This window comes from Streptomyces sp. NPDC002851, assembly GCF_053591935.1.
Map to the genome: position 1 here is coordinate 37357 of NZ_JBSFUT010000021.1, position 24649 is coordinate 62005.

Annotated in this window: 23 protein-coding genes; 16 read left to right on the top strand and 7 right to left on the bottom strand. The window is 71.8% G+C overall.

The window, feature by feature from the left end:
- Positions 1-50: 50 nt before the first annotated feature.
- The 6 genes from ACWD10_RS22335 to ACWD10_RS22360 are packed head-to-tail and all read left to right on the top strand — an operon-like array spanning position 51 to position 6608.
- Positions 51-1196, top strand: coding sequence for a C45 family autoproteolytic acyltransferase/hydolase (locus ACWD10_RS22335; RefSeq protein WP_451093598.1), 1146 nt, complete (start codon positions 51-53; stop codon positions 1194-1196).
- The gene (locus ACWD10_RS22340; protein WP_451093600.1) at positions 1193-2914 is read left to right on the top strand and encodes an ABC transporter substrate-binding protein; all 1722 of its coding nucleotides are present in this window, start codon (positions 1193-1195) and stop codon (positions 2912-2914) included. The genes ACWD10_RS22335 and ACWD10_RS22340 overlap by 4 nt, the downstream gene beginning before the upstream one ends.
- Positions 2907-3881: an ABC transporter permease gene (locus ACWD10_RS22345; RefSeq protein ID WP_451093602.1), complete on the top strand. Its 975-nt coding sequence runs from the start codon at positions 2907-2909 to the stop codon at positions 3879-3881. The genes ACWD10_RS22340 and ACWD10_RS22345 overlap by 8 nt, the downstream gene beginning before the upstream one ends.
- 2 nt (positions 3882-3883) lie before the next feature.
- Complete coding sequence (locus ACWD10_RS22350; RefSeq protein WP_451093604.1) at positions 3884-4723, top strand: ABC transporter permease; 840 nt, start codon at positions 3884-3886, stop codon at positions 4721-4723.
- Entirely contained in the window at positions 4723-5814 is a 1092-nt protein-coding gene (locus ACWD10_RS22355) for an ABC transporter ATP-binding protein (RefSeq protein WP_451093606.1), read from the top strand. Before ACWD10_RS22350 ends, ACWD10_RS22355 begins: the two co-directional genes overlap by 1 nt.
- Complete coding sequence (locus tag ACWD10_RS22360) at positions 5811-6608, top strand: ABC transporter ATP-binding protein (protein ID WP_451093608.1); 798 nt, start codon at positions 5811-5813, stop codon at positions 6606-6608. Before ACWD10_RS22355 ends, ACWD10_RS22360 begins: the two co-directional genes overlap by 4 nt.
- A 20-nt stretch (positions 6609-6628) precedes the next feature.
- Here ACWD10_RS22360 and ACWD10_RS22365 read toward each other — a convergent pair whose 3' ends face one another.
- The 3 genes from ACWD10_RS22365 to ACWD10_RS22375 form a co-directional block, all read right to left on the bottom strand.
- Positions 6629-7771, bottom strand: a complete 1143-nt coding sequence (locus tag ACWD10_RS22365; protein WP_451093610.1) for a hypothetical protein — start codon at positions 7769-7771, stop codon at positions 6629-6631.
- A gap of 2 nt (positions 7772-7773) precedes the next feature.
- Positions 7774-8619 carry a class I SAM-dependent DNA methyltransferase gene (locus tag ACWD10_RS22370; RefSeq protein WP_451093612.1) on the bottom strand — a complete coding sequence of 282 codons (846 nt, stop codon included), beginning with the start codon at positions 8617-8619 and terminating at the stop codon, positions 7774-7776.
- Positions 8620-8819: 200 nt separating this feature from the next.
- Positions 8820-9422 carry a TIGR03086 family metal-binding protein gene (locus ACWD10_RS22375; RefSeq protein ID WP_451093614.1) on the bottom strand — a complete coding sequence of 201 codons (603 nt, stop codon included), beginning with the start codon at positions 9420-9422 and terminating at the stop codon, positions 8820-8822.
- 401 nt (positions 9423-9823) lie between these two features.
- On the opposite strand from ACWD10_RS22375, the gene ACWD10_RS22380 reads away from it, so the two are divergent.
- The 4 genes from ACWD10_RS22380 to aspA all read left to right on the top strand — a co-directional run bounded on the left by ACWD10_RS22380 (position 9824) and on the right by aspA (position 14630).
- The gene (locus ACWD10_RS22380; RefSeq protein ID WP_451093616.1) at positions 9824-11038 is read left to right on the top strand and encodes a M20/M25/M40 family metallo-hydrolase; all 1215 of its coding nucleotides are present in this window, start codon (positions 9824-9826) and stop codon (positions 11036-11038) included.
- Between the two features lie 171 nt (positions 11039-11209).
- Positions 11210-11953: a FadR/GntR family transcriptional regulator gene (locus ACWD10_RS22385; protein ID WP_451093618.1), complete on the top strand. Its 744-nt coding sequence runs from the start codon at positions 11210-11212 to the stop codon at positions 11951-11953.
- Positions 11954-12105: 152 nt separating this feature from the next.
- Positions 12106-13173 carry an asparaginase gene (locus ACWD10_RS22390; RefSeq protein WP_451093620.1) on the top strand — a complete coding sequence of 356 codons (1068 nt, stop codon included), beginning with the start codon at positions 12106-12108 and terminating at the stop codon, positions 13171-13173.
- 59 nt (positions 13174-13232) lie between these two features.
- A complete protein-coding gene (gene aspA / locus ACWD10_RS22395) occupies positions 13233-14630 on the top strand; it encodes an aspartate ammonia-lyase (RefSeq protein ID WP_451093622.1) in 1398 nt (465 codons plus the stop codon).
- 33 nt (positions 14631-14663) lie between these two features.
- Here aspA and ACWD10_RS22400 read toward each other — a convergent pair whose 3' ends face one another.
- Positions 14664-15617 carry a carbohydrate kinase family protein gene (locus tag ACWD10_RS22400; protein WP_451093624.1) on the bottom strand — a complete coding sequence of 318 codons (954 nt, stop codon included), beginning with the start codon at positions 15615-15617 and terminating at the stop codon, positions 14664-14666.
- Positions 15618-15805: 188 nt separating this feature from the next.
- Entirely contained in the window at positions 15806-16810 is a 1005-nt protein-coding gene (locus ACWD10_RS22405) for a LacI family DNA-binding transcriptional regulator (RefSeq protein WP_451093758.1), read from the bottom strand.
- 222 nt (positions 16811-17032) lie between these two features.
- Here ACWD10_RS22405 and ACWD10_RS22410 point away from each other — a divergent pair, with 222 nt between their 5' ends.
- The 3 genes from ACWD10_RS22410 to ACWD10_RS22420 are packed head-to-tail and all read left to right on the top strand — an operon-like array spanning position 17033 to position 20530.
- Positions 17033-18088, top strand: coding sequence for a zinc-dependent alcohol dehydrogenase family protein (locus ACWD10_RS22410; protein WP_451093626.1), 1056 nt, complete (start codon positions 17033-17035; stop codon positions 18086-18088).
- Positions 18085-19446, top strand: a complete 1362-nt coding sequence (locus tag ACWD10_RS22415; RefSeq protein WP_451093628.1) for an MFS transporter — start codon at positions 18085-18087, stop codon at positions 19444-19446. The genes ACWD10_RS22410 and ACWD10_RS22415 overlap by 4 nt, the downstream gene beginning before the upstream one ends.
- Positions 19447-19498: 52 nt before the next feature.
- Positions 19499-20530, top strand: a complete 1032-nt coding sequence (locus ACWD10_RS22420) for an NAD(P)-dependent alcohol dehydrogenase (protein WP_451093630.1) — start codon at positions 19499-19501, stop codon at positions 20528-20530.
- Here the strand turns inward: ACWD10_RS22420 and ACWD10_RS22425 are convergent.
- The gene (locus tag ACWD10_RS22425) at positions 20502-21404 is read right to left on the bottom strand and encodes an NAD(P)H-dependent oxidoreductase (RefSeq protein WP_451093632.1); all 903 of its coding nucleotides are present in this window, start codon (positions 21402-21404) and stop codon (positions 20502-20504) included. The genes ACWD10_RS22420 and ACWD10_RS22425 overlap by 29 nt on opposite strands.
- A 98-nt stretch (positions 21405-21502) precedes the next feature.
- Between ACWD10_RS22425 and ACWD10_RS22430 the strand changes: the two genes are divergently transcribed.
- The 3 genes from ACWD10_RS22430 (at position 21503) to tgmB (ending at position 23857) form a co-directional block, all read left to right on the top strand.
- Complete coding sequence (locus ACWD10_RS22430) at positions 21503-22399, top strand: helix-turn-helix transcriptional regulator (protein WP_451093634.1); 897 nt, start codon at positions 21503-21505, stop codon at positions 22397-22399.
- 323 nt (positions 22400-22722) lie between these two features.
- Positions 22723-22914 (top strand): putative ATP-grasp-modified RiPP, encoded by a 192-nt coding sequence (gene tgmA / locus ACWD10_RS22435; RefSeq protein ID WP_451093636.1) that lies wholly within the window; start codon positions 22723-22725, stop codon positions 22912-22914.
- Positions 22915-22924: 10 nt separating this feature from the next.
- Positions 22925-23857 (top strand): ATP-grasp ribosomal peptide maturase, encoded by a 933-nt coding sequence (tgmB, locus tag ACWD10_RS22440; protein WP_451093638.1) that lies wholly within the window; start codon positions 22925-22927, stop codon positions 23855-23857.
- A gap of 87 nt (positions 23858-23944) precedes the next feature.
- On the opposite strand, the gene ACWD10_RS22445 is transcribed toward tgmB, so the two are convergent.
- Positions 23945-24613 carry a maltokinase N-terminal cap-like domain-containing protein gene (locus tag ACWD10_RS22445; protein ID WP_451093640.1) on the bottom strand — a complete coding sequence of 223 codons (669 nt, stop codon included), beginning with the start codon at positions 24611-24613 and terminating at the stop codon, positions 23945-23947.
- Between the last annotated feature and the right edge of the window lie 36 nt (positions 24614-24649).

A 24649-nucleotide genomic window follows, 5' to 3' on the forward strand; every position in this document is an offset into this window, starting at 1 on the left:
CGACGTTACAGGACGTCTGTGCGAGCGCGCTCTCCGACGCGAGGAGAACCATGACACCCCGCACCCTGCCCCTCATCGAGATCTCCGGACCTCCCCACCAGCGCGGCCGTCAGTACGGCGAGGCCGTGCGGCCCCAGCTGCACGCCGCGCTCGCCTACTACGAGGACGCGTTCGGCCAGTCGTCCGGCCTGACCTGGGACCAGGTGACGGCCCGCGCCGCCCGCTGGCACGAGCCCGTGCGGTCGTACGCCCCTGAACTCCTCGACGAGATAAGGGGAATCGCGGACGGCGCCGGTGTCGACCTCCTTGACGTCCTCGCGCTCAACGCACGCGGCGAGGTCATCTACGACCGCTCGTTCGCCGGGATGGCGGCGGCCGAGGAGCCGCCCGAGGGCTGCACCTCGTTCACCGCGTACGGCGAGGCGAGCGGCGACGGGCACGTGTGGGCCGGGCAGAACTGGGACTGGCGGGCCGGGGTCGCCGACACCGTCGTGCTGCTGCGGATCGTGCAGCCGCCCAAACCCACCCTGATCATGCAGGTCGAGGCCGGTCAGATCGGGCGGCAGGGCGCCAACTCCGCCGGTATCGCGCTCAACGCCAACGGCCTCGGAGGCCGGTTCAGCGACGCGGTCGGCCTGCCGCAGACCGTCGTACGCCGCAGCGTCCTCGACCGGCACAGCATCACCGACGCCCTGGACGTGCTGTGCCGCACCCGCGCCCATATCGCCTCCAACGCACTGCTGACCTGCCGCGAGGGCTTCGCCGTCGACCTGGAGACCACGCCCGCCGGGCTCGGCTGGATGTATCCGACCGACGGCCTCCTCGTGCACGGCAACCACTACCAGGCGGGCATACCGGCCGCGCTGGCCGCCGACTACCGGCCGCTCTCGCCCGACTCGCTGGTCCGCGTGCCCCGCGCCGAGCAGGGCCTGCGCGCCCTGCGCTCGGCCACCGGACCCGACGAGTCCCGCAAGATCATCAAGCAGGCGATGTCCGACCACCTCGGCCACCCGGAGTCACTCTGCACCCACCCCGACCCGCGCCGCCCCACCGTCAAGCACTGGGCGACGCTCGTCTCCTCCTGCGTCGATCTCACCACCGGCGACTACCACGCGACCGCCGGAACCCCCTGCGACCGCGACTACCAGCACCTGCCCTGGAACCTCTACGACGGCCCGTACGGAGAAGCAAGATGACGACGAAGACACCACCCGCCGCACCCGGCGCCCCCGGCGCGCCCTCCGGCCCGGGCTTGCGCCTCCCCCGCACCCCCAGGGCCGCCGCGCTCGCCACCGTCGCCGCGCTGCTCGCGACCGCGGGCTGTGCGGGCGCCGAAAGCACCGCGCCCGGCGGCGCACCCGCCGACGCCGCCCGGCTGAAGCTCGACGCCCGCACCGCGCCCGCCAAGGGCGAACTCGCCAAGGCGGACTGGCTCCTTGAGGACGAGCCGGACTCCCTCGACCTCGACACCCAGGGCGGCAGCGCGGGGCGTGTGGTCCTCACCAACGTGTGCGAGCGGCTCTACCGCCTCGAACCCGACATGAGCGTCAAGCCGTTCCTCGCCGAGCACGCCCGCACCCCGGACGACCGCACCCTCGTCCTGACCGTGCGCGACGACGTCACCTTCCACGACGGCTCCCCGCTCACCGCCGACGACGTGCTGTGGAGCCTGCGCCGGCACGCCGACCCGGACATGGAGCAGTCCGACGAGTTCGACAACGTCCGCTCGATGACGAAGAGCGGCGACCACGAGATCACCGTCCGGTTCAAGCAGCCGGACGCCCTGTTCACCAAGGCGCTCGCGGGTGATGCCGGGATCGTCTGGAACAAGGAACAAGTCACCGCCGCCGGAAAGGAGTTCGGAACCCCCGGGCAGCCCGACGCCTGTTCCGGCCCGTACGCCCTGAAGAGCTGGAAGTCCGGCGACTCCATCACCATCGAGGCGTACGACGATTACTGGGGCAAGAAGCCCCTGACCCGCCGGGTGGTGTTCCGCTGGGCCGCCGACAGCGCCCTGGTCAACGCGCTCAAGACGGGCGCCGCCGACGGCGCCTACGCCGAGTCACCCAACGCCGCCGCGGCCCTGCGCACCGCCAAGGGCCTGGACCAGCACTACGGCCCCTCGACCTCGTCCCTGGTCCTCATCCCGACCGAGCGCGGCGGCCTCAAGGACCCGCGGATCCGCCGCGCCCTGTCCCTGGCCCTCGACCGCAAGGGCATCGCCGAATCCGGATACGGCGGCCTGGTGCAACCGTGGGCCGCACCGGTCGGCTCCGGCGCCTGGGGGTACGAGAAACCCGTATTCGCCGCGGCACAGAAGAAGCTGGCGGCATACGCGCCCGCGAGCCCGGACGCCGACGACCTCGCCGAGGCCGAACGCCTCGTCAAGGCCGCGGAAGCACCACAAGAGACCCTCGTCATCGGCACCGACAGCAGCCAGGGCCGCACCGTCGTCGCCAACGCGGTGCGCGCCGCGCTGCAGCGCATCGGCCTCAAGGGCCGGATCAAGACCGTGCCGACGGCACAGTTCGAGGAGTTCTACAGCGACCCGCAGACCCGCGCCGACATCGACGTGCTCGTGGGCGACTGGTACATCTCCAAGTCCGACCCCATGGGCTTCTACGACAACGGCCTCTCCGACTCCGCCAACAACTGGGTCGGCTACACGGACGCCACATACGACCGCCTGGTACGGCGCGCGCTGGGCACGCTCGACGACGGCAAGCGGGCCGAGCTCGCGGTCGACACCCAGCGCCGCTTCGTGGCCGCCGCGGTGTGGATCCCGGTCGCACAGGTGCCGTCGATCCTCGTCCTCGACGACAAGCTGACGGGCCCGCCCGCCTCGCAGGCCTACCTGTACTACCCGTGGGCCGCCGAACTCGGCGCGAAGAAGGGCCAGGTGCGCGATGACTAGCCTCGCCGCACGGCTCGCGGGACGGCTCGCGCGCCGCCTGGCCGGACTTGTCGCCACCCTCCTCGCCGCCTCGTTCGTGATCTTCGCGGCCGTGTACGCCGCACCCGGCGACCCGGCGGTGTTCCTCGCCGGGGGCCGCGACAAGCTCACCCCGGAGCGCCTGGAGCAGGTGCGGGCCGCCTACCACCTCGACGAACCGCTCGTCGTCCAGTACGGGCGGTGGCTTTGGGACTGCGTCCACTTCGACCTCGGCCGGTCCTTCAAATACAGCGACCAGGTCTCCGACCTGGTGGCGGCCCGCTTCCCGACGACGCTGCAACTCGTCGCCTACGCCACCGTGCTGTTCGTGATCCTCGGCGTGGGCGCCGGAGTCCTGGCCGCCGTGAAGCGGTCCACCTGGGTGGACTCGGCGGTGGTCGGCGGCACCACGCTCGCGGCCTCGGTGCCGTCCTTCGTGGCCGCCATCGCGCTGGTCTCGCTCTTCGGCGTCCAGCTCGGCTGGTTCCCGGTGACCGGCAGCGGCCAGGGCCTCACCGGCACGATCCGCCATCTCACGCTGCCCGCCGTGTCCTTGGCGCTCGGCGCGCTCGCGATCATCAGCCGGGTCACCCGGCAGGCCATGGCCGACGTGGCTGCCTCCGACCACGTCGAGGCGGCCCGCATATCCGGCGTGCCGGAACGCGACATCGTACGGCGGCACATCCTGCGCAACGCGCTCGGACCGGTGGTGACGATGTGCGGCCTGGTCACGGCCGGGATGCTCGCGGGCACCGTCGTCGTGGAGACCGCCTTCGGGCTCAGCGGCATCGGCTCGCTGCTCGTCGGCGCCATCAACACCCATGACTTCCCCGTGGCCCAGGCGGTGCTGCTCCTCATGGTCACCGGCTACGTCGTGGTGACCACCCTCGTGGACGCCGTCCACCCACTGCTCGACCCGCGCGTCGCCCGTGCCGCGCAAGGGAGTTGACGATGACAACCCTGACGCTCACACCCGTGGCGGTCACCCGCCGCAGGCCCGCCGGTGTCCTCCTCGCCGGGGGCTTCCTCGCCCTGGTGGTCCTGGCCGCCCTGTGCGCACCGCTGCTCGCGCCCTACGCACCCGATGCCGTCGACCTGTCCGCCTCCCTCGTGGGCACCGGCCCGGAGCATCCGCTCGGCACCGACTCCTCGGGCCAGGACCTGCTCTCGCGCGCCCTGTACGGCGCCCGCACCAGCCTCGTAGCACCGCTGCTCCTGCTCGCCGTGGCCGCGGTGCTCGGGGTGACGCTCGGGGTGCTCGCGGCCTGGCGCGGCGGCTGGGTGGACACACTCGTCTCGCGGCTCACGGACGTGATGTACGCCTTTCCCGGACTCCTGTTCACCGTCCTGATCATCGCCGTCTTCGGCACCGGCATGACCACGTCCGTGCTCGCCCTCGGCCTGGCCTTCACCCCGACCATCGCCAGGTACACCCGCTCCCTGGCCCTGTCGGAGGCGCGCAAGCCGTATGTCGACGCCTACCGGGTGCTCGGCATGGGCGGGGCCCGCATATGTGCGGCACATCTGGTGCCGAATCTGGCGCGGGCCGTCCTCGGCTATCTGGTCGTCCTGTTCGGCGAGGCCCTGATGTCCCTGGCGACCCTGTCGTATCTGGGCTTCGGCGCCCAACCACCGTCGTCCGACTGGGGGTTGATGGTGCAGGAGGGCCAGGCGGCCGTGGTGCAGGGCGCGCTCCTGCCCGCCCTTGTGCCCGGCACCGCCATCGCCCTGGTCGTGGTGTCCTTCAACGTGGTCGGGGTCTGGGCCGCCGACCGTCTGGGGAGGCAGTGATGCCCATACTGCACAAGCCCACGCACCCGGCGCCGGAGCCGGAGCAGCCCTTGCTGGAGATCGCGGACCTGACGCTGCGGCTCCCGGGCACGGCCCGCCCGCTCCTCGACGCGGTGTCCCTCTCGGTCGCGCCCGGCGAAGTGGTGGCCCTGGTCGGCGAGTCCGGTTCGGGCAAGTCGACCACGGCCAAGGCCGCCCTCGGCGTGCTGCCGCCCGGGGCGACGGCCTCCGGGACCGTACGCTTCGACGGCACCGACGTCCTGGATCTGCGGGGTGCAGCGCTGCGCGCCCACCGCTCCGGGCCCGTCGCCCTGGTCCACCAGGATCCGCGCGCCGCCCTCAACCCGGTACGCCGGATCGGGGACTTCCTCGTGGAGCGCGGCGCCACCCGCGACCGGGCGGCCGAACTCCTCGCCGCCGTCGGCCTGTCGGACCCCGAGCGGCGCCTGCGACAACGGCCGCACGAACTGTCCGGCGGCATGCTGCAACGCGTCGTGATCGCCGGTGCGCTCGCGGCCGGACCGCGGCTGCTGCTCGCGGACGAGGCGACGAGCGCCCTCGACGTCACGACCCAGGCCGAGATCCTCGCCCTCCTGCGCACCCTGGGCGCGGGCCGGGGCTGCGACCCGACCGGGTTGCTGCTCATCACGCACGACCTGCACCTGGCGGCCGCGTACTGCGACCGCGTGTACGTCATGTACGCGGGCCAGGTCGTCGAACACCGCACGGCCCAGGCCCTGTTCACCGACCCGGCCCACCCCTACTCGCGCGGCCTGCTCGCCTGCTCACCCACACTGGGCGAGCACCCCCGCGCCCTCGAACCGATACCCGGCCGCCCGCCGTCCCTGTCCGACACCTTCACCGGCTGCCCGTTCGTGGCCCGCTGCGATGCGGCGGACGACAGCTGTGCCACCCACCGCCCCGAACCACGGCCGGTGGCGGACGGCGGCGCCGCGGCGTGCGTTCACATCCCGTTCCCCCAGTCCGCCGCGCCATCGCAGTCCGTCGCGTCATCACAGTCCGTCGCGCCATCAGATCCCGTAACCGAGAAGTCCGGTCCCCTCGCCGAGAAGGAGGTGCTCCGGCCATGACCGAGCCGCTGCTCCGGGCCGACGGCCTCACCAAGACGTATCCGCTGCCGGGTGGCGGGCGCCACCGGGCCGTCGACGGCATTTCGTTCGCGGTGCCCGCGGGCGGTGCCCTCGGCATCGTCGGGGAATCGGGCTCCGGGAAGACGACGGTCGCCCGCATGCTGGTCGGCCTGGTCGCCCCGGACGCGGGAAGCGTCGGCGTGGCCGGGCGCGTACGCGGCACCCGGCCGCCCCGGAGCCGGGCCCCGCGCCTGGCCCGTGCCCGCGAGATCCAGATGGTCTTCCAGGACCCCTATCTCTCCCTCGACCCGCGCCTCACCGCCACCGACTGCCTGCACACCGCGCTGCGCCTGCACGGCCGGGACACCTCCCTGGCCGCCGGTCTCCTCGACCGGGTCGGTCTCGGCAGCCGCGAGGCCGGGGCGCTGCCCCGCGACCTCTCCGGTGGGCAGCGCCAACGGCTTGCCATCGCACGGGCGTTGGCCGTGGCGCCCGAGGTGCTCGTTCTGGACGAGGCGGTGGCGGCGCTCGACGTCTCCATCCAGGCACAGATACTCCGGCTGCTCGCCGAGATCCGCCGGGACACCGGGGTCGCCCTGGTCTTCGTCAGCCACGACCTGGCCGTGGTGCAGCACGTCACGGACGACGTCCTCGTGATGCACCGGGGCCGCGCCGTCGAACAGGGCCCGACCGCCCGCGTCCTGACAGCACCCGAGGACCCGTACACCCAGCGCCTCCTCGCCTCGGTGCCGGGCGAGGGCTGGGACCCGGCGGGGGTGACGGCCGTGAGCTGAGTCCTTGATGGAGGCAGGATCTAGAACGGGCGGGCGTAGGGGTGGTCGTTCACTTGGTCGTAGATCCTGCGCAGCCACGGCTGACGGACCGCGGGCAGCCGGGCCAGCGTGGCGAGGAACACTCGCCCGTCGGGCCGGAACGGCGCCCAAGGGTGCAGGGGTAGCGGCTCGTCGCGGAGTACGCCCTCGGGCATGCCGCCTGTCGCGGGCACCGGTAGGCGTTCGTGAGGGAACGCCAGATGCGTCCACACGTCGGCAGCCAGCGGCACGGTGTCCGCGGTGCCGGACGGCTGCCAGGCCTGCCCCGTCCGCGGATGCCGTAGAACCAGGGCGACGTCGGGGGCGGGGTCGGGAAGCGGCAGGCCCGGTCCGGCCAGGACTACCGCCTTCGCCGGTTGCCCCGACGGGAGCAGCACACCGAGCGCGCGGCCGAAGATGTCCGCGGCGAGGCCGTCGGGAATGGCCACGGGTGTGCCACCGGAGGCTGCCAACAGGTGGGCGAGCGCGGCCCCCACCGCCGCCGCCCACCGTGGGTTCCACTCCCCGGACGGCAGGACCGGCTCACTCCCCAACCGCTCCGACCTCAACGCCTCCCAGTCGGCTGACCCGCCGGGAAGGTCCTGGGCGGGAGGGCCCTGGGCGGGAGAGTCCTGGGTGAGAGAGTGCTGGGTGAGAGAGTGCTGGGTGAGAGAGTGCTGGGTGAGAGAGTGCTGGGTGGGACGACCGCGTACGGCGTGCGGCTCGAGCCACACCGCCTGCCAGTACGAGCAGTCGTCGATGCGGGTCGCCACGGCCTGCCCGCACTGGGCGCAGGCGAGGTTCGGGCCGTCCCGCCCGTCCAGGCCCCTGCAGTAGCCGCCGCATCGCTCAGGGATGAGGACCGTGCCGCGGGTGTCGCCCGGCGCGACCACGACCGCTCCCGGTGTCCCGAAGGACAGGGCGCGGACCGGTGCGAATACGCCGCGGGCTTCCGCTTCGGCCGCCCCGATCTCGTCCCCACTGCGCCAGGGCGGCCCGGAAGGTTCCGGGTCGACGGCGTATGTCCCCGGCTCCATGAGGGCGGGGAGCAGGTCATGTCCGTACGTTTGGCGGGCATGGACAGGGAGCGCGACGCGGGTCACGGGGGCGGTCAGCGCGGCGTCGCACCCCGCGCACACGAACACGGTCAGACGGCTGCCCCTTCCACCGGCTTCTGCCAGACCGAGACATGACGGCCGCTGTCGTTGGTGAACGGGGCCTTCGTCCAGCCCTCCCAGCGGTTGCGCAGCCGCATCCCGGCGAGCCGGGCCATCAGGTCGAGCTCGGCCGGCCAGACGTACCGGAACGGCAGGGACCAGTACGTGGCGTGCCCGTCCTGGCCGACCGTGACGTGGTGGGAGCGCATCGCCTGCGTGGCCACGTCGTACGTGTCGAAGCCGAGGTGGGTGTCGCCGACGTGGAACGGCACGGCGTTCTGACCCGGCGGCAGCCGCCGCAGGTCCGGTACGCCCACCTCCACCACGAAGCAGCCACCCGGGCGGAGGTGGGCGGCGGCGTTCAGGAAGCAGTCGACCTGGGCGTCCTGGGTCGTCAGGTTGCCGATGGTGTTGAAGACGAGGTACGCGACCGTGAACTCGCCGGGGACCCGGGTGGTGGCGAAGTCACCGATGGTCGCCTCGACCGCCTCCGCGCCAGGCTTCGCGCGCAGCCGGTCGACCATGGCCCGGGACAGGTCGATACCGTGCACGGGAACCCCGCGCGCGGACAGCGGCAGCGCGATCCGTCCGGTGCCGATACCGAACTCCAACGCCCGCCCGTCGCCCGCGAGTTCCGCGAGCAGATCGACGGCCGGGTCCACGACGTCGGGACGGAACATCTCGGCGGAGGACGCGTCGTAACCGGCGGCGATGCTCTCGCCGAAGTGGCCGTCGTTCGGGTCGCCCTGGTTGCGGGGCACGTCGTCGTTCTTCGAGTTCGCGTGGTTCTGCTCAGGGTTTGCGTGGCTCTGCTCGGGGTTCGCGTCGTCGCGCATTCGGGGACCGTATCGCCCGCCGGGCCCCGGGCGCGCGCCAATTTCCGAGGGCTCACCGATGCCGAGGCCGCACGCCCCACATCGCACGCCCCACATCGGACGCGACACACATCGCACGCCGCACGCCCCACGCCTCACACGCCCCACGCCGCACGCCGCACGCCGCACGCCGCACGCCCACCACGATCAGCCGTCAGCGATCAGCGGTCCCCCGGCGGCGTCCAGTCCGGGTGGCGGCCGCTGAGGCCGACGGCGCGGTCAAGGAGGGGAGCCTCGTCCGGTATGTCGACGACGGGGCCGAAGATTTCGCCGCGGTCCTCCGGGGCGCGGGACTGGTCGAGCAGGCCGTACGCCACGTCGAGGCCCTCGGCGTCGGGGGCGTAAGGCTGCCCCGTGGCACGGGCCAAGTCCCAGCCGTGGATGACGAGTTCGTCCATGGCGACCTGTCCGGCCACGCCGCCGGGCAGGTCCACGCCGCCGGCCCGGGTCATGCCCTGCCAGGCGTCCGGGCTGCGCCAGGCCTCGGTGAGGGCGGCGAGCGCCGAGGACAGTTCGGTGCGCCAGGCAGGCCCGATGTCCGGTACGGCCGAACCCGGGGCCGTGTCCGTGAGCGGCCCGAATTCCTTGCGCGCGGCGGCGGCGAACGCGGTGCTGAGCTGGATGAGATGGCCGAGGAGATTCCGTACGGCCATGTCCTCGCAGGGCGTCGGGTCGGCGAGCTGGTCCTCGCGGACGCCCTCGGCGAGTGCGGCGATGACGCGGGTCTGGGCCGCGAAGTCGATCGGTTTGGCCGGGTCGGTCATGACGTACTCCCATGAGTCGATGGTCTGTCGCAGTGGAGACTCCGGAAGCGGCGAAAACTCATCGGTCCCGCCACGCCGATGTCCGCCCCGATGTCCCGGAGATCACCCACCGATGACGGAGCAGCCCACCGGTCCGGCACCATCTCCCCCATCCCGTTCCCCCCATTCCCCTCGTTCCCTCAGTCCCTCATTCCTCCGGTCCCGCATTCCTCCAGTCCCCCAGTCCCCCATTCCCCCATTCCCCCATTCCTCCATTCCTCCATTCCTCCATGGTCTGCCGTCCCCTCCACGCATACTGGTGAGCCTCCGCATGGCCAGGGCACGGGACGGCAGGACGGCGCAGGTCAGGGCAGGTCAAGGCAGGATCGGGCGGGGCAGCGCTCCGGCGAAGGGCGGCGATCATGACGACTCCCCTGGAGCAGGTGCAGACGTGGCTGGACGGCCGGGCCGAGGAGATGACCGCGCTCCTCGAACGCCTGGTGACCGTGGAATCCGAGAATCCGCCCGGGCGCACCCTGGGTCGCTGCGCGCAGGTACTGCGCGAGGCGATGGACGAGCTCGGTCTGGCCCCGGAGGTGCTGCCGGTTGACGGGGCGCCGTCGCGGCTCGATGACCCCTGCGTGGTGCGCGGCACGGTGGGCGAGGGCGACCGGCTCCTCTATCTCCACGGGCATTTCGACGTCGTACCCGCCCAGGACCGGCGCCAGTTCACGCCCGTACGCCGCGACGGCAGGGTGATCGGCCGGGGCACCGCCGATATGAAGGGCGGCATCGTCGCGATGCTCCACGGGGCCGCCGCCGCGCGGGAGTTCGGGCTGCTCGGCGAGGGCCGGATCGTGCTGCACCTGGTGTGCGACGAGGAGACGGGGAGCGTGGCCGGTGGCGGCCACCTGCGTGACCGGCGGCTGATCGATCCGGGCGCGCTCGCCATGGTCACCGCCGAGCCCAGCGGCGGCAGCGTCTGGAACGCCGCGCGCGGCGCGCTCTCGCTGCGCGTGGACGTGCGGGGCCGGGAGGCCCACGTGGGGCAGGCGTCCCGCGGTGTCAACGCCTTCCAGCACCTGCTGCACGTCGCCCGCCCCGTGGAGACGTACGCCGCCGAGATGGCCACCCGGCACACGGAGTTCACGCTGGGCCCCGAGGACGCGCCCGGCACCCAGGTGGTGGTCGGCGGCCTTGCCGGTTCCGGGGCGAACTTCAACATCGTGCCCGGCAGCGCGTTCTTCACCGTGGACGGCCGCTACAACCCCGAGGAGGACCTGGAGGGCGAGGCCAAGCGCCTGACCGGGCTCGTCGAGCAGGCCGCGCTTGAGATCGGGGCCGATGTGTCGGTGGAGCTCACCCAGCTCCAGCCGCCCGCCCGCACGGAAGCCGCGCACCCCGCCGCCTCCGACCTGGCCCGGGCCGTATCGGCCGTCGAGGGCGACCCGGCGCGCTTCGAGATGTGCGCGGGCATCCTGGAGACCCGCTGGTACGCCCAGCTCGGCATCCCCGCCTTCGGGTACGGGCCCGGGCGGCTCGATGTCTCGCACGGCCCGGAGGAGTACGTCGAGGAGGCGGCGATGCGGCGTGCCGCTGCCGTCTATGCCTTGTACGCGGGCGAGCTGCTCGCCTGACCTCCGCGGATGAGAACGGCGTCCCGAGTCGGGCCGCACGAAGTTCTACCGAGTTCGTTCTACTGAGTTCGTTCCACCGAGCTCTTTGGTCATGCGCAGGTCACATCCCACATACATCCCCCATCCGACGGCCCTTGACAGCCCCTCGCGATCTCCCGCAGGATCACCCCCGTGAACCTGTCAGACAGCCAGACAGGTGGCTCGATGCCGCGGCGCGTCAGCGCGATGGAAGCGGTTCTCGGTCATCTGCGGAATGCCATTGAGCGCGGCGAGTACGCCGTCGGGGACAAGCTCCCCTCGGAGGCCGAGCTCTGCCGTCGCCTGGAGGTCAGCAGGCCCGTCCTGCGGGAGGCCTTGCGGGCGCTGCAGACGATGGGCCTGACCGTTTCCCGTACGGGCAAGGGCACGTTCGTCGTGTCCAACGGGGCGGTCGAGGACCCCACGTTCGGTGACTACGCGGCCAGCGACCTCCTTGAGGTCCGGCGCCATGTCGAGATCCCCGTCGCGGGCTACGCCGCCGCGCGCCGTACACCCGAGGACCTCGACCATCTCGCTCACCTCCTCGAGCGGATGGAGCGGGAGACCGACACCACCGCCTGGGTGGCCATGGACACGCTCTTCCACCTGGCCGTCGCCCAGGCCGCCCAGAATCCGGTGTTCCGGCGCGTGATCGAGGAGATCCGGGACGCGCTGGCGCGCCAGTCCGCGTTCCTCACCGAGCTCGGTGGCCGCCGTGAGCAGTCCAACCGGGAGCACCGGGCGATCGTCGAGGCCCTCGTCAACGGCAGCGAGCACGACGCCACGGACGCCATGGCCCACCACCTCGACCGCGTCGAGACCACCCTCACCGCGATCGTGCGCCCCGACGAGACGGACCGCACGGACGCCCCGACCGAAGGCGGAACCACCGCGTGACCGAGCAGTCCCTCGAAGACCAGGCAGGCCGCCCGCCAGGGCAGATGGAAGGGCAGATAGCTGTGTCTGCCGCTCATCGGGGCGGCCCTCGTGGCGGGGTGGTACGGCGTACGGGGCCGGGTGGCGGCGGTGCGGAAGTCCGAGGCGGGCGCATGAGCTGCCTCAACACGCCGTCCCCGTACGGCGGTTCCGCAGCCGTGACCGAAGCGCCCGCCGTCCGGGAACCGCTGCACACACCCGTCGCCCACCTCGTACGCGGCGAAGTCATCGAAGGCATCCACTACGGCTCGGTGGTCGTGCTCGGCGCGGACGGCGGCGTGGAGCTACAGCTCGGTGACATCGAGGCGGCCTTCTACCCGCGCTCGGCCCTGAAGCCGGTGCAGGCCGTGGCGATGCTGCGGGCCGGTCTCCCGCTCGACGGCGAGCTGCTCGCGCTGACCGCGGCCAGCCACTCCGGCGAGGAGCGTCATTTGGCCGGAACCCGGCGGATCCTGGAGCTCGCCGGTCTCGCCGAGGACGCGCTGCGTAACGTCAGGGACCTTCCCTTCGACCCGGTCGTCCGGGATGTGTGGATCCGCGCCGGAGCGCTCCCGTCGAGGCTCGCGCAGAACTGCTCGGGCAAGCACGCGGCGATGCTCTACACGGCGCGCCTGAACGGCTGGTCGCTCGACGACTACCTCGACCCGGCGCATCCGCTGCAGCAGGCGATCGCGGAGACGGTCGAGGACCTCACCGGGCAGGCCGTCGCGCAGGTGACGGTCGACGGCTGTGGCGCACCCTTGTTCTCCATCTCGCTGCACGGTCTCGCCCGCGCCGCCGCCCGGATCACCACGGCCCCGCCCGGCACCGCCGAGGCGCGGGTGGCCGACGCGATGCGCGAGCACCCCGAATCGGCGTCCGGATCCGGCCGTGATGTCGCCGCGCTGATGCGGGCCGTGCCGGGCCTCCTGGCCAAGGACGGCTTCGAAGGGGTGCAGGTCGCGGCGCTCCCGGACGGCCGGGCCGTCGCCGTGAAGATCGCGGACGGGGCGGACCGGGCGCGCGTACCGGTGGCCGCGGCGGCGCTCGCACGCTGCGGCGTCGATCCGGCGGCGCTTGCCGAGTTCGCCGAGGCGCCGCTGCTCGGGGGCGGGGCGGTCGTCGGCTCCATCCGGCCGGCGCGGGCGCTCGAACCGCACGCGGCGACCCCGGCGGCCCCGGCGGCCCCGGCGTACACCTGACCCGCACCCCACCCACGTACTCCCAACTCCCCCCTGCCAAAAGGAAGACGCACACCACCATGACCGTCCGCAGCGAGCACGACCTGCTCGGCAACCGTGACGTCCCCGCCGACGCGTACTGGGGTGTCCACTCCCTGCGCGCCAAGGAGAACTTCCCCATCACGGGCACCCCGATCTCCGCGTACCCGCACCTGATCGACGCGCTCGCCGCCGTCAAGGAGGCCGCCGCCCTCGCCAACGAGGAGCTCGGCCTGCTCGAGCCGCGCAAGGCGGCCGCCATCGTCGAGGCCTGCCGGGAAATCCGGGAAGGCAAACTGCACGACCAGTTCGTGGTGGACGTCATCCAGGGCGGGGCCGGGACCTCGACCAACATGAACGCCAACGAGGTCGTCGCCAACCGGGCCTTGGAGCTGCTCGGCCACGCCAAGGGCGAGTACGCGTTCCTGCACCCCAACGAGGACGTCAACCTCGGCCAGTCCACCAACGACATCTACCCGACCGCCGTCAAGATCGGCACGGTCTTCGCGGTGCGCGGTCTCCTCCAGGCCATGGCCGTGCTGCAGGACGCCTTCGCGGCGAAGGCGCTCGAGTTCCGCGACGTCCTGAAGATGGGCCGTACGCAGCTGCAGGACGCCGTGCCGATGACGCTCGGGCAGGAGTTCTCGGCGTACGCGGTGATGCTGGACGAGGACCGCAGCCGGCTCGCGGAGGCCGTCGAGCTGATCCACGAGATCAACCTCGGCGCGACGGCGATCGGCACCGGGCTCAACGCGCCCGCCGGATACGCCGAGTCGGCCCGGCGGCACCTGGCAGAGACCACCGGGCTTCCCTTGGTCACGGCGGCCAACCTGGTCGAGGCCACACAGGACTGCGGTGCCTTCGTGCAGATGTCGGGGGTCCTCAAGCGGATCGCGGTGAAGCTCTCGAAGAGCTGCAACGACCTGCGGCTGCTCTCGTCCGGGCCGCGCGCGGGCCTGAACGAGATCAACCTGCCGCCGGTACAGGCCGGTTCGAGCATCATGCCCGGCAAGGTGAACCCGGTGATCCCGGAGGTCGTCAACCAGGTCGCCTTCGAGGTGATCGGCAACGACGTCACCATCACCATGGCCGCGGAGGCGGGCCAGCTCCAGCTCAACGCCTTCGAGCCGATCATCCTGCACTCCCTCTCCGAGAGCATCACGCATCTGCGCGCCGCGTGCCTGACGCTCGCCGAGCGCTGCGTCGCCGGGATCACGGCCAACACGGAGGCGCTGCGCACGACGGTCGAGAACTCCATCGGCCTGGTGACCGCGCTCAACCCGCACATCGGCTACGAGGCCGCCACCTCCATCGCCAAGGAGGCACTGGCCACGGGTCGCGGCGTAGCCGAACTCGTCCTGGAGCAGGGCCTGTTGCCGAGCGACCGGCTGACCGAGCTGCTGCGGCCGGAGGTGCTTGCGGGGTCACGGGCCGAGTGACGGTGCGGGGCGCCCGGAATGAGACAGCCGCCGTCAGACGGACGCCCGGTCCGCCCGCTCGGCGAGTTCCGCGGCGTACGGCGGCTGCGCGCCCGCGCGCGAGCAGGTGACCGCGGCGGCGCGGGCCGCGAAGCTGAGGACGTCGCGCCACTGGTCGGCGGCGAGGGTGCGGGACGGGCCGGTCAGGGCGCCGTGGGCGTCGAGGCGGTGCAGGAGCGCCGCGTTGACGGTGTCGCCCGCGCCGATCGTGTCGACGACGGTCACGCGCTCGCCGGGGACGGTGAGTTCGATGCCCTCGCGGGTCACTACGGTCAGGCCGTCCGAGCCGCGCGTGAGCACCACGGCGGCCGGGCCGAGGGCCAGCCACTCCCGGGCGGTGGCGAGCAGGTCACCGGTCCCGGCGAGCCACTCCGCGTCCTCCTCGGAGAGCTTCAGGAGCGACACGGACGGCAGCCAGGAGCGGAAGCGGGCGCGGTACGCGACGGGGTCCGCGATCAGGCCGGACCTGATGTTCGGGTCAACGGCGGTGAAGGTGCCGCGCGCGGCCTCGCGGTGCAGCAGTTTCTCGTACGCCGACGCACCGGGCTCCAGGACGAGCGAGCAGGTACCGAACGACACCGCACGGGTCGACCCGGGCAGCGCGGCGGGCAGCTCGAAGAGCCGGTCGGCCGCGCCCTCGACATGGAAGCTGTAGGACGCCGAGCCGTCGGTGCCCAGATGGGCGACGGCGAGCGTGGTCGGCTCGGGGCCGCGCTGCACCAGGGCGGTGTCCACGCCATCCGCGGCCAGACCGCTCAGAAGCGCGGCGCCGAAGTGATCGGTGGACAGGCGGGAGCAGAACGCGGCCGGTGAGCCGAGCCGGGCCAGGGCCACAGCGGTGTTGTACGGCCCCCCGCCGCGCTTGGGCAGCAGCGCGGGCAGCTCGTCCTCGGCGGCAGGCCCCGCGGGGACGAGGTCGATGAGGGCTTCGCCGGCGACGACGATCATTGGGGTGCCTTTCTCGGAACGAGGGAACGCGAGGGTGAGGGCCTGAGAGGGTCAGAGGTCGAGGGAACGCGAGGGTGAGGGCCTGAGAGGGTCAGAGGTCGAGGGAACGAGGGAACGAGGGGACCAGGGAACGAGGGGACCAGGCCACAAGAACAGCAGACCCCCGAAGGGGCGAGAGAACAAGGACCTCACCCCTCACCCCCACACCCACAAGATCCCCGATGCACAAACGCGCAAGGCAGCCGCAGGGTGCGAGGAGCGCGGTCCGGTTCGGCGAGCCGGTCGACGAGCAGCCGCAGCGCGGCCGCGCCGATGTCCCGGCTCGGCTGGGAGATCGCAGTGAGTCGGGGCTCGAAGAGGTCGGCCCAGGCGAAGTCGTCGAAGCAGGCGAGCGCGACGTCGCCGGGCACGGTGAGTCCGGCGGCGCGCAGTGCGGTCAGGGCGCCGATGGTCATGGCGTTGTTCGCGGTGACCAGGGCGGTGGGTCGGTCGGGCAGGGCGAGCAGATCGCGGGTGGCGTGCTCGGCGCCTTCGGACCGGGAGTCGCCGCCGACGACGAGTTCTCCGGCGTACGGCAGTCCCGCCTCGGTGAGGCCCTGGCGGTACCCGGCGATCCGCTCCGTGGTGGTGGAGAGCCCTGGCATGCCCGCGACCAGGCCGATCCGGGTGTGCCCGGCCTCGGCGAGGTGGGTGACGAGCCGGGCGACGGGGCCGGTGTTCTCGGCACACACCTGGTCGTACTCCTCGCCCACCAAGCGGTCGAGGAAGACGGTGGGGAGCTCGGTCCGCTTGAGGTGGTCGAGCAGGGCGTCGGGGCGGCCGGACGGGGCGACGATGACGCCGTCCACGCGGCGCTCGTGCAGCAGTCGGACCGCCTTGAGTTCCTGCTCGGGGTCGTCGTGCGGGTCGGCGATCAGGAGGCTGTAGCCGAGTTCCAGGGCGGTGGACTCGACGCCCTGGAGGATCTCCGTGAAGTACGGGTTGCTGATCGCGGAGACCGCGAGCCCTATCGACTGGGTGCGGGAGGTCACCAGAGAGCGGGCCAGGGTGTTGTGCGTGTAACCGAGCTCGTCGATGGCGGCGCGGACCGCGTCCCGAGTGGTGGGGCGTACCGGCCGGGTCTCGTTGAGCACATGCGAGACCGTGGCCACGGAGACCCCGGCCCGCCGGGCCACATCGACCATCGTCGCCATCGCCGCCCCCGACCTTTCCGCGCTGCTCCGCGCGTCCGTCACGTGTGCGTTTCGTACTGCGTTTCGTACTGCGTTGCCTAGTCAATTGCGTAGTGCGTCGCGCGTTCCGGCTGACGAACCTACCCCATTGTTTACACGAAGCAAACGCTTGCGTAAACGTTTACGCCGTGGCTACTGTCCAGCGCAGCCGCACGAGGACGTGGTGGAAGTGAGGAGCGAACGATGCGCGCAGTAGTGGTCACCGCCCCCGGCGAGACGGCGGTGACAGAGGTGCCCGACCCCGCTCCGGGTCCGGGCGAAGTGCTCGTCGAGGTCGCGTCGTGCGGCCTCTGCGGCACCGATATGCACATTCTCGGCGGCGAGTTGCCGTCCGCGAGCTACCCGCTCGTGCCGGGGCACGAGTTGACGGGCACGGTCGTCGCGCTCGGCGCGGGGGTGCGCGGCCTCGCGGTCGGCACCCGGGTCGCCGTCGACCCCAACATGCCGTGCGGCGCCTGTCATTACTGCCGTATCGGCCGCGGCAACCTCTGCGAGGACTACCGCGCGGTCGGCGTCACGCAGGACGGCGGCTTCGCCGAGTACGTGGCGGTGCCGGCGCGCTGCGCGTACGTCCTGCCCGAGTCCCTGTCCGCCGCGGCCGCGGGTCTGGTGGAGCCGCTGTCGTGCGCGGTGCACGGCCTGAACCGGCTGCCGCGCCGCCCCGGCGAGCACTATCTGATCTACGGCGCGGGCACTATGGGCCTGATGATGGCCGCGGTGGTACGGAACGCCGGGGCCGCGTCGGTCTCGGTCGTCGACCTGAACGAGGACCGGCTCCCGTTCGCCAAGTCCTTCGGCACGGACGGCCGTTCGGGCGGCTTCGTGGACGCGACCGCCACGCACGCCGACGCCTTCGACCGGCCGCAGGGCTTCGAGGTGGTCATCGACGCGACCGGCGTGATCGCCGCGATCGAGGACGGTCTCGGCCGGGTCCGCAAGGGCGGCACGTTCCTTCAGTTCGGCGTGAGCGACCCGGCGCGCTCGGCCCGCTTCTCGCCGTTCGCGGTCTACAACCAGGAGATCGACATCATCGGCTCGATGGCCGTGCACCACTCCTTCCAACCGGCCATCGATCTGCTCGCCTCCGGGCTCGAGCTCGACCCGCTGGTCAGCGATGTCTTCGGGATCGACGGTTTCGACGAGGCCGTGGCCACCTTCCGGGCCGGTACCGGCCGCAAGATCCATATCGCGCCCGGCATCACGCCCGACATCACGTCCGGCGGGGAGGCCCGCGTATGAGCCTGCCAGCAGCCACCGCCACCCCGGGCACGGGGGCACCGCGCCGCCATCCGCTCGACCGTATCGGCATTCCCAAGCCACTGTTCTGGGGTTATGCGGGCCTGCTCTTCTTCATGGTCGGCGACGGCGTCGAAACCAGCTATCTGTCCAAGTACTTCGGCTCCGACCTCGGTTTCTCGGAGACCGGCGCGGGCGCCATCATCACCGTGTACGGCGTGACCGCGGCCATCGGCTCGTTCTTCGGCGCGGGCCTGCTCTCCGACCGGTGGGGGCCGCGCCGGGTGATGGCGGTGGGCGCCGGGATCTGGGTGGTCTTCCACGTCCTGATGCTCAGCGTCGCGATACCCAGCGGCAATTACGCCCTGGTGATGCTGACGTACGGGATCCGTGGCTTCGGTTATCCGATGTTCGCGTACGGCTTTCTGTCCTGGATCATGGCGGTCGCGCCGAAGGACCATCAGAGCAAGGCCGTCGGCTGGTTCTGGTTCTGCTACAGCGCCGGTTACCCCATCATCGGCTCGTTCCTGTTCGCCGCGGCCATGCCGGTGTTCGGCTTTTACCACACGCTGTGGCTGTCGCTCGGCCTGATCGCGGTGGGCTCCCTCATCGTTCTTCTGCTGCTGCGCGAGCGCACCGGATTCACGGGTCTGGCCCCCGGCCGCGACTCCCGTCAGGAGCTGGTGGGCACCTTCAAGATCCTCTTCGAGCAGCCCAAGATCGGCGTCAGCCTCATCATCCGGCTGATCAACACGACGCCGTCGTTCGGCATGTGGGTGTTCATGCCCTTCTTCGTCCGCGACCTCGGCTTCAGCGACGGCGAGTGGAACACCCTGCTCGTCATCATGATGGTCACCAACCTCGGCGCCCTGCTCGTCTTCGGCGTCCTCGGCGACAACTGGAGCGGCCGCAAGACCTGCGCCCTGTTCGGTGGCGTGCTCGGCGCGGTGGGCTGTCTGCTCTGCTACTACCTGCCCGCGGCCGCGGGCTACAACTTCCTCGTCGCGGCGGTGGCGGTGGCGGTGTACGGCGCGGGCCTTGCCGGATATGTGCCGCTGCCCGCCATGATGGTGGCCCAGGCGCCGGAGCGGCGCGGCCAGGTGATGGGCGTCTACACGCTCGGCGCGGGCCTGAGCGTCGCGGTCGGCCCGCTGATCGGGACGGTGTCCTACAGCTCGTTCGGCTTCCAGGGACTGATGTGGATCTACGCGTCGCTGCTGCTGCTCAATGCGGTGCTCTGTCTGCGGGTTACGTCGCCGGGAGACGGGATGGCGGACGAGTCCGACTCCGACGTCTCTGCCGAGCAGCCCTCCAGTACCGCGGCTCCCGCCACTCCGGCCGCCGTGGACGCCCCGGCCTGACCCGGCGCTCCGTACCCCCGCCCTCGTACCCCCGAAAGGCAACCCCCCCCTCATGCCCCGTACCCCCGACACCATGCGCGCCGCCGTGCTGCACGGCCCCGGGCGACTCGTTCTGGAGGAACGTCCCGTGCCCTCCCCCGGGCCGCGTCAAGTCCTCGTCCGGATCGACGCGGTGGGCACCTGCGGCTCCGATGTGCACTACTACCAGCACGGCCGGATCGGCGACTTCGTCGTGACCGAGCCGATGGTCCTGGGGCATGAGCCGTCCGGGACCGTGGTGGCGTGCGGCCCGGACGCCGAGCGGCACCGGATCGGGCAACGGGTCTCCGTGGAGCCCGGCACGCCATGCGGCACCTGCGCCGAGTGCCGCCTGGGCCGTTACAACCTCTGTCCGGACATGGTGTTCTATGCCACCCCGCCCGTGGACGGGGTGTTCTGCGAATACGCCGTCGTGCACGAGGAGTTCGCGCATCCGGTGCCCGACGCGCTGAGCGATGAGGCGGCCGCGCTCCTCGAGCCGCTGTCGGTGGGCGTATGGGCCTGCCGCAAGGGCCGGGTCGGCCCCGGCGACCGGGTCCTGATCACCGGGGCCGGGCCCATCGGCCTGGTCAGCGCGCAGACGGCCCTGGCGTTCGGCGCGGCCGAGGTGACGGTCACGGACGTGGTGCCGCACCGCCTGGGCCTGGCCCGCGAGTTCGGCGCGACGGCCGTGGATGTGTCCCGCACCCCGCTGACGGAGCTCGGGCACGCGCCCGACGTGCTCCTGGAGTGCAGCGGCGTTCCGGCGGTCGTCACCGGGGCGATCCGCGCCCTGGGCCGGGCCGGGCGGGCGGTCCTGGTCGGTATGGGCGGTGACGAGGTGGCGCTGCCGCTGTCCCGGATCCAGAACTACGAGCTGGAGGTGACCGGCACGTTCCGCTACGCCAACACGTGGCCCACGGCGATCGCCCTCGCGGCCTCGGGCCGCGTCCGCCTCGACCCCTTGGTCACGCACGGCTTCGGCCTGGCCGAGGCCGAACAGGCCCTCACCGTTGGTGCCATGGATGCCACGGCGGTCAAGAGCGTGGTGTATCCGCAGCGTTGAGGATACTCAGGTCACCCGGGTCACCCAGGTCACCCAGGTCACCGAGGTCACCGAGGTCGCTGCGGTGCGTGGCGTCCGGGCCGCTCACGCCCGTGAGGTCGAGCTCCGGGCGGAGCCGCATGCTGTGGTCGTAATCGCCGCCCGTGAGGGTGCGGTACGGGATCGGGGGCTCCGTGAAGAGTCCGTCCAGGCGGCGGGCGTACGCCGCGGTGGCCGCCTCGAAGCGGGGCCCCGGGACGTCGACGGCGTCGTACACCGCGAAGGGGTCGAGCGGCGCCATGCCCGTGAACCAGAACAGGCCGTGCTGGAGCGGGAAGACGACGTCCGACAGGCGTCCGTGAATGCCGCGGTCGGCGAAGGACGACTCGCGGGCGCCGATGGTGGTGGACAGCAGCGCACGCCGACCGGCCAGGGCGCCCTCGCTGTAGGGCGGGGGCACGGCCGGGCCGTGGGCGAACTCGAAGGTGAACACCCGGTCGATCCAGCCCTTCAGGATCGCCGGAACCGAGAACCACCACATCGGGAACTGCAGGATCAACGCGTCCGACCACCGCACCTTCTCCTGCTCCGCGGCGATATCGGCGGACAGGCGTCCCGCACGCGTGGCCCGGCCCGACACCGGAAGGACCTCCAAGCGCTCGTCGGCGGGGTGGTCGGGGAAGTCGTCGGCGTCGACGGACGGCTTCCACTTCATCGCGTAGAGGTCGGAGACCCGTACCTCGTGGCCCGCCGCGCGCAGGTGCTCGGCGGCGAAGGCCGCCAGGGCGGCGTTGAGGGAGCGGGGGTCCGGGTGGGCGGTGACCAGGAGGATCTTCTTGGGCTGCTGCGGTGTGGACCGCTGGGGTGCGGGCTGCTGGGGTGTGGCTGCGTTCATGCCGTTACGTTCTCCCGGCCACGCCCGGGCAGCCAGCACCCTGTTCGACCGGCGGACCCGTTGTCCTGGTACTGCGAGGGCCACCCATACTGAGGCGTATGACGGGCGTGGAGCAGACCACTCGGACTCGGAGTGACCAGAACGGGAGCGGCGTTACCGGTGACGCGCGGCGGGCACTCGGGGACTTGCTGCGCGCCCGGCGCGCCCGCGTCGCGCCGGAGCATGTGGGACTCGCCGCTGGCATCGCGGGCGGGCGGCGCCGCCGGGTGCGCGGCCTGCGCCGCGAGGAGTTGGCCCAGCTCGCCGGGATCAGCGTGGACTACTACGTACGCCTGGAACAGGGCCGCGCCACGCAGCCGTCCCCCGAAGTCCTCGATGCGCTCGCCCGCGCGCTCGGCCTCGACACGGCCGAGCGGCGGCATCTCGCCACACTGGCCTCGGCTCGCGGCGGCCCCGCGCCCCGGGCCCGGATCGGCGCCCCGCTGCAACGCATCCTCGACGGCATGGCGGGCCTCCCGGCCTTCGCGACGGACCATCGCCTCAACGTGGTGGCGTGGAACCGCCTCGGCGCCGCACTGATCGGCGCCCTGACCGCCCCGGACCGCAACAACGCCCGCTTCCTGTTCCTCGACCCCGCCGCCCGTGACCTGCACCCCGAGTGGGAGGACCGGGCGGTGGAGGCGGTAGGACAGCTACGGGTCGCCGCGGGTCGGTACCCCGACGACGCCGAACTGTCCTCCCTGATCACCGAACTGTCCGAGCAGAGTGGCGAGTTCCGCCGAATCTGGGAGAGTGGCGAGGTAGTGATGTGCGCGGCGGGCCGCAAGCGCCTCCGCCACCCGGAGGCCGGAGTCCTCACCCTGGACTACGAGACCCTGCACGTCCCGGCTGTCCCCGGCGAGACGGGCCTGATCCTGCACGTGTTCACGCCCGAGGAGAACGGCCCGGAGGCGGCCGCGCTGACCCGCCTGGCGGCCGCCGCCGCGTCCCCGTAGGCCCGCCTCAACTCCCGTATGGCCGACTGCGTCTGTGATGAAGGCAACGGTTGAAACCGATTCGGGCCTTCTCCCCTCTATGAGGGCGAGTGTTGGCACCACCGGGAGGTCCCATGTTTGCGCCACACGCCTGAAAAACTACACACAGTACTGAAACCATTGCTTTAGCCGTACGTATGTTCCTGTGCGCGAGGTCGGCTCGGTGTCACTCGGTGTCCCGGCCCGGCCGCGTCTCACGCAGGCGCAGCATTCGCAGTCGCGCGTGGAGAGGAGGGTCATGGTGAGACGCTGTCGCCCCTCCCGGCAGCAGGAGGAGAGACATCATGCGACCGTTCGCCTTGAATTACGCACGCCCGACCGTCCACCCGCCCGCTCCGGCTCCGTATGCCTATGACCCGGAACGGCAGTTGAACGTGCTGCCCGACGGGCGTCCGGCGATCAGTGATCGAGGGCTGTTGCTGGCAACCGGCTCGACCACCTCGACGGCCGGGTCCCAGACGCACTTCGACGACTGACGCCGCGCTCATGACGGTGCTCGTACTGACGTGTGCGGAGGATGTGACGGCGGACATGGTGGTGTCCGCCCTGGACGACGAGGGCGTACCGGTGGTGCGCCTGGACCCTGCCGACTTCCCCGGGCCTGTTGCCCTGTCGGCCGAGTATGTGAAGGGGGACTTTCACGGTCATCTGTCGGTCGGAGGCCGTGTGGTGAGCATGGGCGCGCTGCGGTCGGTCTGGGTGCGCAGGCCCGGTCGGCCGGGGGCGCACTCCGAGCAGCAGTCCGCCTGGCTCGCGACCGAGTCCGTGCAGGCGCTGTACGGGGCGTTGTACGGCACGGGCGCACGCTGGATGAATCACCCCGTGGCGGCCGCGCAGGCGCGGTGCAAGCCGTGGCAGCTACGCGTCGCGCATCGCAGCGAGTTCGCCGTGCCGCCCACGCTGATCACCACGTTTCCGCAGGTGGCACGGGATTTCGCGGCGCAGCACGGGGATATCGTGGTGAAGCCGGTCTCGGGGGCGCATCCGAGTGATCCGCCCCTGGCGCTGCCCACGACCCGGGTCGAACCGGACGCCGACTTCGCGGCGGTCGCTGCCGGGCCGACGCTGCTGCAGAAGCGCGTGCCCGCGCAGGCGGACATCCGGCTGACGTGTGTCGGGGACGAGATGTTCGCGGCGCGGAAGCCGTCCGATCCGGACGAGGTGGACGGACGTTTCGCCACGAACGGCGGCACTTGGGCGCCGACCGAGGTGCCTGCCCGGATCGCGCAGGCCGTACGTGCATACATGTCCCTGGCCCAACTCACCTACGGGGCCTTCGATTTCGCGGAGTCCGCCACCGACGGCACGTGGTGGTTTCTGGAGTGCAACCAGGGTGGGCAGTTCGGGTTCGTCCAGCTGGAGACGGGCCAGCCCATCGCGGAGGCGGTTGCGGCGTGGCTGGGCTCGCGGGCCCCTTAACCATGGGTTGTTGAGTAGGTGCACGGCGCGGCGAGATACATGGAGTCCGCGCCGCAGCCACCGATCCCTTACGTCGCGTGCCGCGAGCTACGCGGCGGGTTCGGTCGAGGTGCCGCGCAACTCCGCGACAAGACCCCGGACCCGGCTCCCATCGGACAACTGCCAGGCACCGGCAACGTGACCGCTCGCCCCTCGCGGCAGCTCGTCCGGGCCGGGCCGCAGCACCCGGTGCAGACGCAGCGTCGCGCCCCGCGCGGTGCGCAGCTCGGTGCCCTCGTCGCCTTCGGCAACGCTCGCCCCGGCGAGGTCCACGGAGCCGTGTCCCACGTAGGAGCGGGCGACCTCGCGGTCGAGGGCGTCGTTCTCACTCTGCGCCTGAGCCTGCGCCCTGCCCTCGATCAGGGCGATCAACTCGGCGGTGAGGACCGGGTCGTGAGGCCCGTCGTACACCCACCGCTTGCCGAGCACCCCGTGCTCCAACGTCCCCACGAGGGCCTGCTCGGCCCCTTCCAGCGGCGCGCCCCGGTACGTGAGCGGCACAAAGTAGCTGACCGCCCCGTCACCCTCGTCCGAGCCATCGGTGACCACCATGAACTCCATCCCGACCTCACCCTCCGGGTCGTCGAGCCGGAATCCGCCCGCCTTGGAGAGCTCCGGCACGGCCGAGCCGCCCCGGTACCACGGCCGGGACGGCAGCCAGTCGGTGAGGAGTTCGAGCTTGGTCGGCTTGAGGGTCGTGCGGTGGATGATGGACATACCCAACTCCCGTTACGTAACGCGCAAGTGCACCAC